The sequence below is a fragment of the Microbacterium sp. LWH12-1.2 genome, assembly GCF_040675825.1.
Classification (GTDB): Bacteria; Actinomycetota; Actinomycetes; order Actinomycetales; family Microbacteriaceae; genus Microbacterium.
The window spans coordinates 2,123,088-2,138,465 of sequence record NZ_JBEGIJ010000001.1 but is presented as its reverse complement, the minus strand read 5'-3'; the positions used below and the strand labels follow the sequence as shown (position 1 = coordinate 2,138,465).

Genomic DNA, 15,378 nt, shown 5'->3' with positions numbered 1-15,378 from the left:
GAAAACAGTTTCCATCCGTGGATGGATCGCCGCTACGCTGTGCAGACATGAGCGGACGAACGACGATCCACGACGTCGCGAAAGCGGCGGGGGTGTCGGTCTCGACCGTCTCCAAGGCGGTCAACGGACGCTACGGAATCGCAGACGCCACGGTTCGGCGCGTTCTCGATGCGGTGCGCGAGCTGGGGTACGAGTCCAGCCTGGTCGCCAGCAGCATGCGGGCGCGACGGACCGGAGTGATCGGAGTCCTCCTGGCGGACTTCGAGCCGTTCAGTGCGGAGATCCTCAAGGGGGTCGGATCCGCGGCGCACGGCACGGCCTTCGATCTGCTCGCCTACAGCTCTCGCCAGGGTGCGGCGGAAGGATGGGAGCGCCGGTCGCTGAGCAGGCTATCCGGCACGCTCATCGACGCGGCGATCATGGTGACGCCGACGGTCGTGAGCGCGTCGACGGAGATCCCCGTCGTGGCGGTCGATCCGCATACCGGCCGGGCCGGATTGCCGACCGTGGAGTCCGACAGTTTCGGCGGTGCCCTTGCCGCCACGCGACACCTGATCGAACTCGGACACCGACGCATCGGCTTCCTCGCAGGGCGACCGGATCTGCGTTCAGCCGGGCTTCGTGATGCCGGCTACCGCCGGGCGCTGGGAGATGCCGGCATCCTCGTCGATCCCGCGCTGATCGGTGTCGGGCGTTACGACCTGGAGACGACCCGAGAGTCGGCTCGTCTCATGCTCGCAGGCGACACCCGTCCGACCGCCGTCTTCGCCGCCAACGATCTCTCTGCGATCGCCGTCATCGATGTCGCCCAGGAGATGGGGTTGAGAGTGCCGGATGATCTGTCGGTGATCGGCTTCGACGACGTTCCCGAAGCATCGCGGCGGGCACTGCCGCTGACCACCATTCGGCAGCCGATGCATCGCCTCGGCGTCGTCGCTGCCGAGATGGTGTTCGCCCAGCTCTCGGGGGAGCCGCTCGAGCAGCTGCACGTGATCCTGCCGACGCGACTCGTGGTCCGCGCCACCACGGCCCCGCCGCGCGTCAGTCCGCGCTGAGCGCCGCGCCGTCGTCGGGCCTCGCGGACGCCCGATCGGCGATGGCCGTACGCACGAAATCCCATGCCGGCCCGGCGAGCTGCGCCGACAGCCGGGCGTGGGCGGCGAAGCTGCGGTGCCCTGGCCAATCCGCCGGAAGCAGCGCTGCGGGAAGGCCGGGATCGCGATAGGGCAGCACGCGCCAAGCGTCGATGAGCCGCACGTACGCGGCGAAGGGTCCGGGGGCGTCATCCGGTAGCGGAGCGATCGACTCCTGGAAGAGCTCGTGCTCCGCGCGGAGGGCGGTGAGATCCCACCAACCCGAGACCGCATCGGCGAGGGGGCCGGCGACCTCCGGAGTCTGGGTGCGGAAGAGGGTCGCCCACTCGCGTGCGTGCAGCTCTGTCAGGATCTCCTTGACCTCGTCCTGCAGGTAGCCGGGGCAGATCCACAGCGCGGGCGAGACCATGCCGCAGCCGATCCACTGCAGCCGTCGACGCAGCTGATGGCGCAGGTCGCGGCGGGTCTCCGGAATCGAGAACGAGAGCAGGCACCATGGGTCGCCGAGCGCCATCTGCCGGACTTCGAAGATGCGCCGGTCGCCACGCTCGAGCATCGGGATCGCCGCGGGATTGAGGCGGTAGCCGATGCCGCCCTCCCGCTCGGCGAGCAGGAGGCCCTTCTGTTTGAGCCGGGTGACGCCGGTGCGCGCGGTCGCGGCAGGGATGCCGAGGAAGCCGGCGATGCGCACCAGATCGGCCGCGGAGATCCAGTCGTCGAGACGACGCAGATAGAGTCCGATGAACGTGCGCAGCAGCGAGGCGGTGCTCCCGGGGCGCGCGTCGATGTCGTCGAGGATCACGCCCTCGACGGGCGGGGGGACCACGGCATCTGGCATTCGGCTCATCCGCGCAGGGCGTCCCGGATCGCGAGCACTCCGGTCACGGTCTCGACGTGCGAGGTGCTCAGCGGGGACAGGCCGAGACGGATGCCGTCGGGGAAGCGGAAGTCCGGGATGATGCCGTCCGCCCATAGGCGCTGGGTGACGGCGCGGAAGTCGGGGTGGCCGATGGTGACATGACCGCCGCGCAGGTCCGCCTCGCGCGGGCTCAGCAAGCGGACGCCGATCGGAGCGAGCACCTCGTCGTACGCGCGCACGGCGAGGTCGGTCAGCGATTTCGATTTCGTGCGGACCTGCTCGATCGTAGACTGCTCGATGAGATCGAGCATCCCCTGCATCGCGAGCATCGAGGTGACCGGCGGGGTGCCGCTGAGCAGTTGGCGGATGTCGCCGGCCGGCACGTACTCAGGTCCCATCGCGAAGATGTCGGCGGCACTCCACCATCCCTGGATCGGCTGCCGAAGGACGCCCTGCAGCGAACGGCGCAGGTAGGCGAAGGCCGGAGAGCCGGGCCCGCCGTTCAGGTACTTGTAAGTGCAGCCGACCGCCATGTCGACGCCCCAGGCGTCGAGCTGCATCGGGATGACGCCGACCGAGTGACAGAGGTCCCACATCATCAGCGCGCCGGCGTCGTGCGCGACGGTCGTGATCGCCGGCATGTCGGCGAGGGCGCCGGAGCGGTAGTCGACGTGGCTGAGCGAGACGAGCGCGGTGCGCTCGGAGACGACAGCCGCGACATCCGCCGGCCGTACTCCGTGCACCGGGTCGGGTTCCAGCCACCGCAGGGTCATCCCGGTCTCGCCGGCGACGCCCTCGGCGAGGAACCGGTCGGTAGGGAAGTTGCCGGCCTCGATCACGAGCTCGGTGCGGCTCGGGTCGGCGGCCGCCGCGGCGCGCATCAGCTTGTAGATCAGCACGCTGGTGGAATCGGCGACGACGGTCTGGCCGGGCGCAGCGCCGAGGGCGACACGGCCGATCCGATCGCCGAGCTCGAGGGGGAGTGCCATCCACTGCTCGTCCCAGGCGCGGATGAGACGTGTGCCCCAGTCCTCGCGCACGAATGCGGCGAGCTTCTCGGGGATGTCCTTGAGCGGTCGTCCGAGCGAATTGCCGTCGAGGTAGGCGCCGACGCCCGGCGCTTCGGCGAACGCGCCGAGGTGAGCCGCGAGCGGGTCGGCGGCGTCGAGGGCACGGGCGGCTGTGAGGAGGTCGGTCATGTCATGCCTTCAGAGGTCTGGCGTCGAGCGGATCGAGAGTCGTCGCGGGAAGGAGGAGAAGGGCGGATGCCGGATCGAGCGGGTCGGCAGGTGCGAGTGCGCGCAGCAGATCGATGCCGTCGACCCCCGCTTCGCGCAGCGCCGCAATTTCGCCGGGATTCAGGCCGACAGGCGTCGGGCCGTTGCCCATATCGGTGCCGTAGCGCACGGTGCCGCCTGAGGCGTGGAAGCGACGCACGTTGTCGATCGCTCGGTCGCGGTCGTCACCGTCGTGGATGGCGAGAGTGGAGATCCAGGAGACGGATGCCGCCTGCTCGACGATCTCCTCATCGGTGAGGAGATCGGTGAACGGTGCGTGGGCGAGCGCCCTGGCGCCGAGTCGGGCCACGCGCTGCGCTTCGCCCGTTCCTTCGGCGTGCGCGATCACCGGGAGGCCGCGCTCCGCCGCGAGCTCGACGATCGTGCGCAGGATCCCGTCGCCGAACACCGGTCCGGCGGTGCGGTTGCTGGCGACCTTGATGCAGGATGCTCCGGCATCCGCCATCTCGGCGATCGTCGCCTCGGCATCCGCGACAGTACCGATCTCGCGCCATGAACCCTCCGGCGCCCAGTCGCGATCCGACGGATATCCGCCCGGCGCGGTGAGGAACGCCCCCGCGTACTCGATCGTCACCGATCTCCGGTCGTCGAACGTCGGATCGATGCGTTTCGTCTCGCTCCGCCCGCTCAACGACCGCGGGGCAAGGTTTCGCTCGTTGAGTGAGGGAGCGCCAGCGAGTGAGACGAAACGCGCTTCTCCGGCGTACGACCGGAGAACGTCCGGGTTCCCGCCGAGATCGACGACCCGCCCGAGTGCGGAGTGGGCGAGGAGCGACGCATCCACGAGCTGCAGGTGCACGTGGTGGTCGGTGAACCCGCCGACCACGACGCCGTCGAGGTGGGGGAGATCGGGGGTCGAGGGCTCGTCGCGAAGCAGCATCCGGCCGCCGTCGTCGACGGACAGGATGCCGTCGCGCCATCCCTCGCCGTCGAAGAACGTGGCGGCGCGCATCAGCTGCCGATCGAGGTGCGCACGGTGTACAGCTCGGGGAAGAACGTCAGTTCGAGGGCGCGCTGCAGGAAGCCGGCCCCGCTGGACCCGCCGGTGCCGACCTTCATGCCGATGGTCCTGGTGACGGTCTTGAGGTGGCGGAAGCGCCAGAACTGGAAGTTGTCCTCGAGATCGACGAGGTCTTCGCAGGCCTCGTACAGATCCCAGTGCTGCTGGTGGTTCTCGTAGATCTCGCGGATCGCCGGGACGAGCGCGGAGGACTCGCGGTAGGGCAGGCGCACGTCGCGCTCGAGGATCTCGGTCGGAACCGGCAGCCCGCGCCGCGCGGCGAAGCGGAGGAACTCGTCGTAGAGGGTGGGCTTCTCCCACTCGGCGGTGAGCAGGGCGAGGTTCTCCGGGTGATCGGCGAAGACCTGCAGCATCCGCTCGTTCTTGTTGCCGAGCGCGAACTCCACGGCCCGGTACTGGACGGACTGGAACCCGGAGGAGTTGCCGAGCGCACCGCGGAACTGCGCATATTCGGTGGGCGTGAGGGTGGCGAGCACGGACCACTGCTGCGTCATCACGTCCTGGATCTTCTTGACGCGCGCGACCCGCTTCAGGGCCTCGCGGAGATCGTCGCTGGCGAGCAGGTCACGCGCGGACGAGAGCTCGTGCAGCAGCTGCTTCAGCCACAGCTCGGTGGTCTGGTGCTGGATGATGAACAGCAGTTCATCGTGGTGCTCGGGGCTCGAGACCGGATGCTGCGCGCTGAGCAACTGGTCGAGGCCGAGGTAGGACCCGTAGGTCATTTTGCCCGAGAGGTCGGTGACGATCCCCGTCTCGAGTTCGCGCTCGTTCTGCTCGGTGCTCATGGCCCGAATATATCACCAATGTGGCGGGCGTCACAGATCTGAAATGTTTAATTGCGGCACCGACCGCCCCCGGTTAGCGCCGACGCCCCCAGTTATCGCCGAGACCCCCTGACACTGACGTGAATACCAGGGGGTCTCGGGGACAGGCGGGGGTCTCGGCGAGGGCGGCGGTCTCCCGACAGCGGCGAGCGTCCGGGTGAAGCTTCAGTCGTCAGAGGCGGGGCGTGCGCGGTGGTGGTGTGCGGCGAGAGCCAGGAGCTCCGACCGCCTCGAAGCCCGCGGCGAGGCGGAGCAGTCGGGCATCGTCGTAGGCCCGGCCGGCGAAGGTGAGGCCGATCGGCATGCCGATGTCAGCCATCAGACCCATCGGCACCGTGACCGTCGGGATGCCGAGGTGCCGCACGGCGAGGTTGCCGTTCGCGATCCACACGCCGTTGCGCCAGCCGAGATCAGCGGATGCCGCATTCACATCCATGTCGGCCGGGCCCACGTCGGCGACGGCGGGGAACACCACAGCATCGAGGCGGTGGTCGTCCATCCACGACTCGAGGTCCACGCGGCGGGTCTCCTCGAGTCCGCGAATGCCCGACTCGAGCTCCGGTATCGCGTCGAGGCCGGCGCTCGGGTTGTCGCGCACCCATTCGGGGTACTCGGCGATGTCGTCGTCGAACCCGGTGTATCGGTCGGGCAGTGCACCTTCCGGATGAGGGAAGATCGCTGCTCCGTCGACATCGGCCAGCGTGCGCAGCTGAGGGTCGCCGTTCGCCTGCAGGAAGTCCTCCCAGCCCCACGCGCAGAGGTCGACGATCTCGCGCTTCAGGAACGCGGGCGAGACGAGACCGCGGGTCGCGATCGTCGGCGCGCCTGGTCGGTCTCCCTCGTAGTTCGACACCACCGGGAAGTCGACCTCGACGACGGTCGCGCCGGCCGCTTCGAGGTCGCGGCGAGCGGCCTCCCACCGGACGATGACCGAAGCGCGCGTCTGGATGCGCCGGCCAGTCGGTCCGCCGATTCCGGGTTCGTCCGCCGTTCCTGCGACGGGGTCCGCGTTGATGTACATCCGCGGAATGCCGATGCGGGCGCCGGTCAGTGCGCTCGACGCGTCGGCCGCCAGTTCCGGATATGACGTCGGGCGAAGAGTCGAAGCCTGCGGAATCGGCACCCACGGCTGCACGCGCCAGAAGTCACCGCGGGTCTCGGTGTCGTCGGCGACGATCACGTCGAGCACCTCGAGCAGATCGGCCATGCTGCGCGTGTGCGGCACCACGACGTCCATCGTCGGGACCAGGGGCCAGTTTCCCCGCACCGAGATCACGCCGCGGGAGGGTGTGTAGGCGCACAGAGCGTTGTTGGTGGCGGGGCCGCGGCCGCTCGACCAGGTCTCCTCACCGAGGCCGAAGGCGGCGAAGCTCGCGGCCGTCGCCGTGCCGGAGCCGTTCGACGACCCGGAGGCGAACGGTGCCGTCAGCCAGTCGCCGTTGTACGGGCTCTCCGCGCGGCCGTAGACGCCGCGCTGCATGCCACCGTTCGCCATCGGCGGCATGTTCGTCAGGCCCAGGCAGATCGCCCCGCCTGACCGGAGCCGTTCGATCGTGAATGCATCGTGCTGGGCGATGAGGTGCTGGAAAGCGGGGCTGCCGGCGGCGGCGGTGAGCCCTCGCACGAGGTAGCTGTCCTTCGCCGTGTACGGGATGCCGTCGAGCGGGCCGCGCACCTCGCCCCGCGCGCGGCGTTCGTCGGATGCGGCGGCCTCGGCGCGGGCATCCTGGTTCGAGACGACGACCGCGTTCAGCGCCGCGTCGGTGCCGGGGGCGTCGAACGCGGCGATACGGGCGAGGAACGCGTCGACGAGTTCGACCGAGGTCGTGGCCCCCGTCTCGAGGGCGTGGCGGAGGTCGGCGATGGATGCTTCGTAGACGTCGATCATGCGGGGCTCCTTGGCGGATGGGGGCGTTTCGTCTCGGTCGCTGCCCTCCCTCGCTCAACGACCGGCACTGGTCGTTGAACGAACGGAGCGAGACGAAGGGGGCGGTCGAGGTCAGAGCGAGGGCTGCTGCTGGGTGATGCAGTGGATGCCCCCGCCGCGGTCGAACAGCGGCCGTGCATCGACGGTGACGACGCGGCGGCCGGGGTAGGCGTCGGCGAGGATCGCGCGCGCTGCGGCATCCGCCTGCTCATCGCCGAAGCCGCACGCGACCACGCCGTCGTTCGTGACGAGGTGGTTCACGTAGCTCCAATCGACGAAGCCTTCGCCGTCGCGCAGCGTCGAGGGGGCGGGAAGGTCGATGATCTCGAAACGGCGGCCGGCGGCATCCGTCTGCTGCTCCAGATGCGCGCGCAGTTCGCGCGTGACGACGTGGTCGGGGTGTTCGGGGTTCGGCTGGTCGTGCAGGAGAATGCGGCCGGGCGAGGTGATCGTCGCCACGATGTCGACGTGCCCCTTCGTGCCGAAGTCGTCGTAGTCGCGGGTGAGGCCGCGGGGCAGCCAGACGGCCGTCGTCGCGCCGATCGTGCGCAGCATCTCGGCTTCGACGCGCTGCTTGTCGGCGTAAGGGTTGCGGTTCGGGTCGAGCTGCACCGTCTCGGTGAGCAGCACCGTGCCCTCGCCGTCGACATGGATGCCGCCGCCCTCGTTCACGAGTGCAGAGCTCACGAGTTCCGCACCGACGGCCCCGGCGACGAGGCGAGCGTGCTGGGCCGCCTTCTGCCACTCGGCCCAGTCCGGCGCGCCCCAGCCGTTGAACACCCAATCCACGGCGCCCAGCGTGCCGGATTCGTCGATGACGAAGGTCGGGCCGGAGTCGCGCATCCAGAACTCATCCACCGGTGCCTCGATGATGTCGATCGCTCCGCTGAGCATGCGCCGTGCGCGCGCCACCTCGCTGGGATCGACGAGCATCGTGACCGGCTCGAACTCGGCCACCGCATGCGCGACAGCGGTCCAGGTGGCATACCCCTCCTCCCGCTCCGATGCGGTCTCGCCGAGGGTGACCCCTTCGGCGGGGAACGCCATCCAAGTGCGGTCGTGGCGTGCGGTCTCTGCGGGCATGCGCCAGTTCATCGTGATCTCCTCGCTGCAGCGCTCTATTGAACACATGATCAACAGGTGCTACGGTATCCGGTGATGAAGACCACGTCAACAGGTGCGGCGCCTCGGCGGATGTCGCCGGAGCAGCGCGATCGCGCCATCCTCGATGGCGCCATCGCCCAGGCGCGCGAAGAGGGACTCGACAGCGTCACCGTGCGCGCTGTCGCCGCCCGCGTCGGCGTGACCCCTGCTCTCGTCGCGCACTACCGGCCCGGCATGGGGGCGTTCGTCGCCGACGTCTTCGGGACGATCGTCGCCGCTGAGCGCGACGAGGTGTTCGCCGGGTTCGCATCCGGCGACGTCCAACGTGCCGATCTGCTCCGTCTGGTCGAGACGCTCCTCGACCCCGCTCGCGACGACGTCACTCTGATCTGGGTGCAGGCGTGGGCGCTGGGCACCCGCAACGACGATCTCGCGGCGCGCGTACGGCAGGAGATGGATCTCTGGCAGCGTGCCCTCGAGGGAACGCTCGCCCGCGCCGCATCCGCCGGTGGGATTCCCGCTGTTCATGCCGCTTCCGCTGCCTGGCTGCTGCTCGCGATGGTCGACGGCATGAGCGCGCATTCCCTGGTGAAGTGGGCGCCGCACGACCGGGCCGACCTCGCCCGCCGCGCTCTCTCCGCCGTCCTCGACCGCACCGATCCACCCGCACCCGTTCACTCCGACGAACCCTAAGGACCGCCCATGGATGCTGTGCGCATGCACGCCGCCTCGCCCGAATCGACAGCGATCGTCGATGCCGTGCTCGACTACTCGCGGCGCCGGATGCTCGCCTCCGACGTGCCGCTCGACAAGCCGCAGACCGAGGCAGAGCTCAACCGACTCGTCGGCCCGACGATCACCGACTCGGGTCTCGGCGCGCAGCGCGCGCTGAGCGTGTTCGAGCACATCCTCGCACCGGCCTGTCTGACGACGAGTCATCCGCTCTACCTGTCGTTCATCCCCACCGCGCCGACCATCGCGGCCATGGCGTTCGACCTCGTGGTGTCGGCGTCCGGCCTCTACGGCGGCAGCTGGCTCGAGGGTGCGGGCGCGGTGCACGCCGAGAACGAGGTGCTCTCCTGGCTCGCCGCCGAGTTCGGACTGCCGGAGACCGCGGGCGGGGTGTTCGTGCAGGGCGGCACGATCGGAAACCTTTCTGCGCTGGTCGCCGCGCGCGAGGCGGCGAAGGCGCGGCTGGCCGCGGAGGGCAAGCAGCCGCCGGCACGCTGGAAGATCATCTGCAGCGTCGAGGCGCACTCTTCGAACAAGTCAGCGGCGAAGATCATGGATGCCGATGTGCTTCTCGTTCCGGCGGGTCCGGATGGCGTGCTGCGGGCGGAGGGCGTGCGTGAGGCGCTCGCCGAACACGGTGATGAGGTGTGCGCCGTGGTCGCGACCGGCGGGTCGACGAACTTCGGGATCGTCGATGACATCGCCGGCATCGCTGCTCTCAAGGACGAGTTCGACTTCTGGTTGCACATCGACGGCGCATACGGACTCACCGCGATGCTCGCACCGGAGGCGCGGCACATCTTCGCCGGTGTCGAGCGGGCGGACTCGGTGATCGTCGATCCGCACAAGTGGCTGTTCGCACCGTTCGACTGCTGCGCGCTGATCTACCGCGATCCGGACAGCGGGCGTCGGGCCCACACCCAGCACGCCGAGTACCTGGATACGCTGACGGACGCCGAGGAGTTCAGCCCCTCGGACTACTCGATCCAGCTGACCAGACGCCCCCGCGGGTTGCCGATGTGGTTCTCGGTGGCGACGTACGGCGTCGCGGCCTACCGGGATGCAGTGAGCTCGACGCTCGCGCTGACCCAGCGGATCGCCGCCGAGATCGCGCGTCGCCCTGAGCTCACGCTGGTGCGCGACCCGCAACTGTCGGTCGTCGTGTTCGAGCGCAACGGCTGGGAGCGGTCCGACTACGACCGCTGGTCGGACGAACTGCTCGATTCGCAGCGCGCCTTCGTGGTGCCGAGCTCGCACGCGGGCCGGCCGAACACCCGGTTCGCGATCCTGAACCCGATGACGACGTTCGAGGACCTCGTCGGGATCCTCGACACGATGAAGTAGGGAACGCGGCGCGGTACACATGCAGGCCGAAATTCCAGATGCAGGTCGAAACACGCTGTTCTCGACCTGCATCCGTGATCTGAGCATGCATCTGTACCTGCGTGCCCGGCGGCAGACCGTCAGCGGGTCGTGTGCGCGTCGAGGAAGTCGATCGTCTTCTGAAGCGCGGTCTGGGCGTCAGGCATGTCCAGATGGAACTGGTACTCGTGCGGCAGCGCCGGCTTGTGCGGCGCGGGCCAGAAGAGCGTGGTCACGTCGACACCGAGCTCGTCGAGTCGCTGCGCCATCGGGATCGACTGCAGCCAGGTGAGTCCATCGCCGTTGCCGCCCGAGATGTACGTGGTGGGGAAGTCGGCGGTGACCCAGTCCACCGTCGACATCGTCGCACCGGTGGAGTCCTCGGCCCAGGTGCGGGTGCCGGAGTATGCCCACATCGATGTCTTGAGTCCCCAGCCGATGATGCCGTCGAGCGCCGCGAGTGCTGCGAGGTCGTAGACACCGCAGTTGAGCACGGTGGCGACCACCTGGTCGGATTCGATCTTCGGGGTGATGTCGAGGATCTCGGCGTAGTCCTCACTGGTGACGAGAGTCGCCATCTGGCTGGCCAGTTGCGCTCCGGCCGAGTCGCCGGCGAGCACGATCTGCGCCGGATCGACACCGAGTTCCTCGGCGTGCTCGTCGATGTAGCCGAGCGCATCGTTGAGCTGGTGCACCGCGAGCGGGTAGACGCCCTCCGGCCCGATCGTGTAGTTCACCGCGATGGTGGTGTAGCCCTCGGCGGCGAGGATGCGCATGTACGGGTCGACGTTCTCCTTCGACCCGGAGACCCAGGCTCCGCCGTGGATCCACACGATCGTCGGCAACGGCCCGCTGGCGGATGCCGGGCGGAAGACGTCCATCGTGGTGTCGGCGCCGCCGTCCGCGTAGGACACGTCGAGCGTCTCGGTCAGTTCCGTGTCGGGAACGTGCTTGTCCATTTCGGCGGCGGTCTCATCGCCGCCCTTGGTGAACACCGAGCGGATCAGCATCGCGGAGGGCCACGGCGTGATGGAGCCGACGACCACGACCGCGACGACCAGCGCGGCCAGCACGCCGACGGTCACCTTCGTGCGATGCCAGGGGCGGCGTGCCGCCTTGCGCTCATCGGTGTTCTGGCCGTCGGGCTCATCGGTGTGCGCGTGCGCGGTCATGGCGCCCCCCTTCTGGCATCAGTCTGGCAGGCCGGCCCCGCTCAGCTGTCGAGGCTGGCGAGCACTGAGGCCGTGTCGCTGACCGTGATCTGGGGCGGATACAGCCCCATCACCTGGATCGCCGCGGCGTGGTTCTCGGCTGTCGAGCCGGCGCAGGCGTCGGCGGCGATGGTGATGTGCGCCCCGGCATCCGCTGCCGCCAGCGCGGTCGAGACCACGCAGCAATCGGTGGAGACGCCGGCGAGCACCACGTGGGCGCCGCGCCCCACGATCGCCTCGAGTTCGGGGCCCCACTTGCCGAAGGTCGGCAGATCGAGGGTCGGCCGGATGCTGAGATCCCGTGCCTCGGCGACGAGTTCGTACAGCGGATCGCTCGGCGGCTGATCGGCGAACGGCCAGGCCGCGAAGTAGGCGCCCCACGAGGTGGAGCGGTCGGCCGTCGGCATCCACCGCGTGATGATGACGCGGTCGCCGAAGGCGGCCGCCAGGGCGCGGATACGCGGCATCGCGTCGGCGAAGAAAGGCGAACCCCACGCCGAATCCGCCGAAGCGAAGATCGCCTGCGGGTCGATGACGACCAGCCAGGGGCCCGTCGGCGCGCCGGCGGCATCCGTCACGCCTGCTCCTGGCGTCGGATCTTCCCCGCCCTCGCGAACCAGGTCACCAGGAACGACAGCACCAGGGCGATGAAGACGCCGAGGTTCGCGTAGGCCCACTCGCCCTCCCTGCCGCCGACGAGGCCCAGCAGGTAACCCTGCCAGTTGTTCCACGGCGCAGCATCCGCGAAGAGATTCACCACGAGCCCCCAGCCGATGACGGAGGCGACGATCATCGTGACGATCGAGACGGCGTCCCAGGCGCCATATCGGCCGTTCGCATCGAACAGCGCGTCGTCGTCGTAGTCCTTCTTGCGCCGCAGGATGTCGGCGATGAGGATGCCGGCCCACGATGCCAGCGGAACTCCGAGCGTGATCAGGAAGCTCTGGAATGGGCCGAGGAAGCCCTCGTCTCCGAAGACGACGTAGATCGTCCCGATCGTGAGGATCACGCCGTCGATCGCCGCGGCCGAGGGGCGCGGGATGCGGATGCCGAGGCTGATCAGCGTCAGACCGGAGGAGTAGATGCCGAGCACCGCACCGGAGACGAGGGCGAGGACGGCGGTGAGCAGGAACGGCACCAGCACCCAGATCGGGAGGATGCTCGCCAGGGCGCCGATCGGATCGCCGGCGATCGCGGCGCTCAGGTCGTCATCGGAGCCGGCCAGCAGCAGTCCGAAGACGACCAGGATCACCGGGGCAATGGAACCACCGATCGTGTTCCAGGCGACGATCGCGCCGTCTGATGCCGTGCGCGTCTGATAGCGGGACCAGTCCGCGGCGATGTTGATCCAGCCGAGGCCGAATCCGGTCATCACCATGACGAGCGCGCCGATGACCTGGCCGATACCGCCGTCGGGCTTGGCGAGGACGGCGGCAAGGTCGATGGCGGGGATCGCGAGGATGACGTAGAGGATCGTCACGACGCCGGTGACCCAGGTGAGCACCGACTGCAGCTTCATGATCGTGTGATAGCCGAGCACGGATGCCGTGACGATGAGCGCCGCGACGATCACCGTGGCGGTGATCTTCAGCGCGACGCTGTCTCCATCGCCGCCGAGCTGCGTGATCACGGTCGCCGTGGCGAGCACCGCCATGATCGCCAGGAACGTCTCCCAGCCGATCGATGTCAGCCAGGACACGATGCCAGGCACCTTCTGGCCGTGCACGCCGAAGGCGGCGCGGGAGAGCACCATCGTCGGCGCGGAGCCGCGCTTGCCGGCGATCGCGATGAGCCCGCAGAGCAGGAAAGACACCACGATGCCGATCACCGACACCAGGGTCGCCTGCCAGAAGGAGATGCCGAACCCGAGCACGAACGATCCGTACGACATGCCGAACACCGAGACGTTCGCCGCGAACCACGGCCAGAACAGGTCTCGCGGCTTCGCAGTCCGTTCGGATTCGGGGATGATCTCGATCCCGGCGCGCTCGATCAGCTCGGGGCGTGTGACGGGAGAGGCGCTGTTCTCGCTCATGCCCTCATCCTGGCACCGCGGCGGGTGTTCCGGGGGGAAGGTGTGTTTCGTCTCGCTTCGCTCGCTCAACGAACGAGGCGGTCGTTGAGCGAGGGAGCGCCAGCGACCGAGACGAAACGCGCCTCTCCGCGATCGAGGTCAGGTGATGCGGCTCAGTCGCGAGCTCGACGCCGGGTCCGCGTCAGCAGGAAGGCGCCGATCGCGAGCAGGACGCCGGCGGCGGCGACGAACGGAGCAGGGTTCGCTCCACCTGTGGCGGCAAGCCCGGAATCTCCGGGCTTGCCGCCAGGGCCGACCGCTCCCGGATCACTCGGAGTCGGCGTCGGCGTCGTCGTCACCGGGATGAGGGTGAAGTTCTGATCGACGATCACCTCGCCGGAACCGGTGATGGTCACGGCGAGCTCCGCGGGCTCAGCGACGGTGTATCCATCTGGTGCGGTCACCGTGATCGTGTACTCGCCCGGCACCAGCTCATCGGCGACGTAGGTGCCGTCGTCTTCGCTCGTGACCGTGCGGTCGCCATCCGGCCCGTCGATCGTCAGGGACACGCCGCCCGCGGGTGTTCCCTTCGAATCTTCGACGACGCCGGATACGGAACCGAGACGGGCCAGCGCGAAGTCCACGCCGGTCACGTCTTCGGACGCCACCGTCTCGGTTCTCCTGGTCGCTCCGACCGGAACCGTGCCCTCGGGCACCTCGATGCTGATGGTGTACTCGCCGGAGGTCAGCTCGGGGAACGAGTAGTTTCCGGAGTCATCCGTGACGGTGGTCAGCGTCCCGGTCGGCCCTACCGCCGTCACCGGGACGCCTGCGACACCGGTTCCTGCCGCGGTGACCCGGCCGGAAAGGGTCTCCGTCACCGGCGCGACGTCGCGCATGCTCAGGTCGACCACGGCGTCTTCGGTGCGGAGGTCTGCAGTGCCGGAGCCGATGACGGTCTCTTTGCCTGCGGGTGGGGTCGCCGTGACCGTGTATCCGTCCGTAGCGATGTTGCCCGGGAACGCGTAAGTGCCGCCGGCAGCTGTCGTCGTCGTCGCGATCACATCGCCGTTCGCGTCGGTGAGGGTGACGGCGATGCCGTCGAGCGGGCCGGAGTCCACATCGACGACGGTGCCGGTGATGTCACGCGCGAGGACCGCGAACCACGTCTGGTAGATGGGGAAGCCAGAGCGTCGTGTGAACTCGAACGTGAGGGTCGAGAGCGGTGTGGTCGGTTCGAACCACGCGGCTGATCCGAAGGTGTCGACCGCGCCGGCGTTGCCGGTGAGGGTGAGTGCGACCGGATCCCAGGCGGGCACATCATCCGCGGCACCGGTGCACGACGGCTTCCCCGCGGTGCCAGGAGCGCAGTAGTTGAAGCCGCCCTGGAACCCGAGATCGGTGGCGGTGATCGGTGCGCCGGCCGCCGTGGTGCCGTGAATCCGCACGGCATCCGCGTCGATGTCGCCGAGCGCGAAGGCCCAGCCCGAGGACGGGGTGGGCGACGCGAAGGTGTACGTCGTCGTCGAGGGGGCGCTCGCCGAGTCGGCTTTCGGGCGGAGGTTGAGGTAGGGAAGGTCGCGACTGGAGCCGTACTTCGCTCCGATGGGGGTGCCCTCGGAGAGCCAGGTCGAGGCGCCGGAGATGACGCCGACCTGTCCGGCGCGGGAGTCGCTGGTCACGGTGGCGGTGAGGGAGGGCTGACCGGCGAACGACACGGCGGTCGTGTACGCGCCGCCGGAGCCGGAGAGCGGCGCCCATTCCGCCCATGCCGCGGTCGTCGCCGCCGATGCCGTCATCGCGCCGGAGACGCCCAGCGCGGCGATTCCCACGACGGCGAGCAGCGCGCGGACGGGTCGACGGCGCGGTCGGGAGCCTTGTCCCTGCGCTCGATTACGGGTGTGCGGCGTCGCGAAATACGTCATGTCGGCC

At 69.0% G+C, this 15,378-nt stretch carries 13 protein-coding genes; 3 read left to right on the top strand and 10 right to left on the bottom strand.

The features are described 5' to 3' along the window. Positions 1-47 precede the first annotated feature (47 nt). Positions 48-1,055, top strand: coding sequence for a LacI family DNA-binding transcriptional regulator (locus tag MRBLWH12_RS10385; protein WP_341978073.1), 1,008 nt, complete (start codon positions 48-50; stop codon positions 1,053-1,055). Here MRBLWH12_RS10385 and MRBLWH12_RS10380 read toward each other — a convergent pair. The 6 genes from MRBLWH12_RS10380 to MRBLWH12_RS10355 form a co-directional block, all read right to left on the bottom strand. After that, positions 1,042-1,941, bottom strand: coding sequence for a PaaX family transcriptional regulator C-terminal domain-containing protein (locus MRBLWH12_RS10380; protein ID WP_363548695.1), 900 nt, complete (start codon positions 1,939-1,941; stop codon positions 1,042-1,044). The two genes, MRBLWH12_RS10385 and MRBLWH12_RS10380, sit on opposite strands and share 14 nt — an antisense overlap. Next, positions 1,938-3,152, bottom strand: a complete 1,215-nt coding sequence (locus MRBLWH12_RS10375) for a kynureninase (protein WP_363548693.1) — start codon at positions 3,150-3,152, stop codon at positions 1,938-1,940. The genes MRBLWH12_RS10380 and MRBLWH12_RS10375 overlap by 4 nt, the downstream gene beginning before the upstream one ends. A 1-nt stretch (position 3,153) precedes the next feature. Continuing rightward, positions 3,154-4,203 carry an amidohydrolase family protein gene (locus tag MRBLWH12_RS10370; RefSeq protein WP_363548691.1) on the bottom strand — a complete coding sequence of 350 codons (1,050 nt, stop codon included), beginning with the start codon at positions 4,201-4,203 and terminating at the stop codon, positions 3,154-3,156. Beyond that, a complete protein-coding gene (locus tag MRBLWH12_RS10365) occupies positions 4,203-5,057 on the bottom strand; it encodes a tryptophan 2,3-dioxygenase (protein WP_363548689.1) in 855 nt (284 codons plus the stop codon). The genes MRBLWH12_RS10370 and MRBLWH12_RS10365 overlap by 1 nt, the downstream gene beginning before the upstream one ends. A 211-nt stretch (positions 5,058-5,268) precedes the next feature. Next, positions 5,269-6,984 (bottom strand): amidase, encoded by a 1,716-nt coding sequence (locus MRBLWH12_RS10360; protein ID WP_363548687.1) that lies wholly within the window; start codon positions 6,982-6,984, stop codon positions 5,269-5,271. Between the two features lie 111 nt (positions 6,985-7,095). Beyond that, entirely contained in the window at positions 7,096-8,118 is a 1,023-nt protein-coding gene (locus tag MRBLWH12_RS10355; RefSeq protein WP_363548685.1) for an agmatine deiminase family protein, read from the bottom strand. 63 nt (positions 8,119-8,181) lie between these two features. Here MRBLWH12_RS10355 and MRBLWH12_RS10350 point away from each other — a divergent pair, with 63 nt between their 5' ends. After that, a complete protein-coding gene (locus MRBLWH12_RS10350) occupies positions 8,182-8,820 on the top strand; it encodes a TetR/AcrR family transcriptional regulator (protein WP_363548683.1) in 639 nt (212 codons plus the stop codon). Positions 8,821-8,829: 9 nt separating this feature from the next. Continuing rightward, a complete protein-coding gene (locus MRBLWH12_RS10345; protein WP_341978090.1) occupies positions 8,830-10,203 on the top strand; it encodes a pyridoxal phosphate-dependent decarboxylase family protein in 1,374 nt (457 codons plus the stop codon). A gap of 119 nt (positions 10,204-10,322) precedes the next feature. Here MRBLWH12_RS10345 and MRBLWH12_RS10340 read toward each other — a convergent pair whose 3' ends face one another. The 4 genes from MRBLWH12_RS10340 to MRBLWH12_RS10325 all read right to left on the bottom strand — a co-directional run bounded on the left by MRBLWH12_RS10340 (position 10,323) and on the right by MRBLWH12_RS10325 (position 15,371). After that, positions 10,323-11,393: an alpha/beta hydrolase gene (locus MRBLWH12_RS10340; RefSeq protein ID WP_363548680.1), complete on the bottom strand. Its 1,071-nt coding sequence runs from the start codon at positions 11,391-11,393 to the stop codon at positions 10,323-10,325. Between the two features lie 41 nt (positions 11,394-11,434). After that, positions 11,435-12,010 carry a cysteine hydrolase family protein gene (locus MRBLWH12_RS10335; protein ID WP_363548678.1) on the bottom strand — a complete coding sequence of 192 codons (576 nt, stop codon included), beginning with the start codon at positions 12,008-12,010 and terminating at the stop codon, positions 11,435-11,437. Then, entirely contained in the window at positions 12,007-13,467 is a 1,461-nt protein-coding gene (locus tag MRBLWH12_RS10330) for a purine-cytosine permease family protein (protein WP_363548676.1), read from the bottom strand. Before MRBLWH12_RS10330 ends, MRBLWH12_RS10335 begins: the two co-directional genes overlap by 4 nt. Positions 13,468-13,619: 152 nt before the next feature. Beyond that, positions 13,620-15,371, bottom strand: a complete 1,752-nt coding sequence (locus tag MRBLWH12_RS10325) for an MSCRAMM family protein (protein WP_363548674.1) — start codon at positions 15,369-15,371, stop codon at positions 13,620-13,622. Positions 15,372-15,378 lie beyond the last annotated feature (7 nt).

Excerpts from the sequence above, each read along its gene's own strand:
- MRBLWH12_RS10370 (WP_363548691.1), bottom strand. The coding sequence starts at position 4,203 with ATGCGCGCCGCCACGTTCTTCGACGGCGAGGGATGGCGCGACGGCATC.
- MRBLWH12_RS10340 (WP_363548680.1), bottom strand. The coding sequence starts at position 11,393 with ATGACCGCGCACGCGCACACCGATGAGCCCGACGGCCAGAACACCGAT.
- MRBLWH12_RS10345 (WP_341978090.1), top strand. The coding sequence starts at position 8,830 with ATGGATGCTGTGCGCATGCACGCCGCCTCGCCCGAATCGACAGCGATC.
- MRBLWH12_RS10365 (WP_363548689.1), bottom strand. The coding sequence starts at position 5,057 with ATGAGCACCGAGCAGAACGAGCGCGAACTCGAGACGGGGATCGTCACC.
- MRBLWH12_RS10385 (WP_341978073.1), top strand. The coding sequence starts at position 48 with ATGAGCGGACGAACGACGATCCACGACGTCGCGAAAGCGGCGGGGGTG.
- MRBLWH12_RS10330 (WP_363548676.1), bottom strand. The coding sequence starts at position 13,467 with ATGAGCGAGAACAGCGCCTCTCCCGTCACACGCCCCGAGCTGATCGAG.
- MRBLWH12_RS10380 (WP_363548695.1), bottom strand. The coding sequence starts at position 1,941 with ATGAGCCGAATGCCAGATGCCGTGGTCCCCCCGCCCGTCGAGGGCGTG.
- MRBLWH12_RS10350 (WP_363548683.1), top strand. The coding sequence starts at position 8,182 with ATGAAGACCACGTCAACAGGTGCGGCGCCTCGGCGGATGTCGCCGGAG.
- MRBLWH12_RS10375 (WP_363548693.1), bottom strand. The coding sequence starts at position 3,152 with ATGACCGACCTCCTCACAGCCGCCCGTGCCCTCGACGCCGCCGACCCG.
- MRBLWH12_RS10355 (WP_363548685.1), bottom strand. The coding sequence starts at position 8,118 with ATGAACTGGCGCATGCCCGCAGAGACCGCACGCCACGACCGCACTTGG.
- MRBLWH12_RS10325 (WP_363548674.1), bottom strand. The coding sequence starts at position 15,371 with ATGACGTATTTCGCGACGCCGCACACCCGTAATCGAGCGCAGGGACAA.
- MRBLWH12_RS10360 (WP_363548687.1), bottom strand. The coding sequence starts at position 6,984 with ATGATCGACGTCTACGAAGCATCCATCGCCGACCTCCGCCACGCCCTC.